The organism is Bacillus sp. REN3 (assembly GCF_017912555.1).
Lineage (GTDB): Bacteria > Bacillota > Bacilli > Bacillales > Cytobacillaceae > Mesobacillus.
Genome location: NZ_JAERSD010000074.1, coordinates 1 through 362, shown reverse-complemented (window position 1 = coordinate 362; position 362 = coordinate 1). Strand labels below are relative to the sequence as shown.

Annotated in this window: 2 tRNA genes; both read right to left on the bottom strand. The window is 49.4% G+C overall.

The window, feature by feature from the left end:
* Positions 1-194: 194 nt before the first annotated feature.
* Positions 195-271, bottom strand: a tRNA-Met gene (locus JJQ88_RS21045).
* Positions 272-286: 15 nt separating this feature from the next.
* A tRNA-Ala gene (locus tag JJQ88_RS21040) sits at positions 287-362 on the bottom strand.

The window sequence follows — 362 nt, the reverse complement described above, 5'->3', positions numbered from 1 at the left end:
TCTAACCAGCTGAGCTAAAGGTCCATATTCAGCGCGTTAATCTTATAGCTAAGACTCACTTGAATGTCTGTCCCCATTTCAGAAAGCTAATCCAAGAAGCAGATCGATGGGTACAACTCGAAGTTAATTCAGGGAAGCTTCGCTTGTTGCTCTAACTAGCTGAGCTATAAGGTCCCTACTACTTTTTAAATTATTGGTAGCGGCGGAGGGGATCGAACCCCCGACCTTACGGGTATGAACCGTACGCTCTAGCCAGCTGAGCTACACCGCCAAAATTAAAAGTATATGGTGGAGCCTAGCGGGATCGAACCGCTGACCTCCTGCGTGCAAAGCAGGCGCTCTCCCAGCTGAGCTAAGGCCCC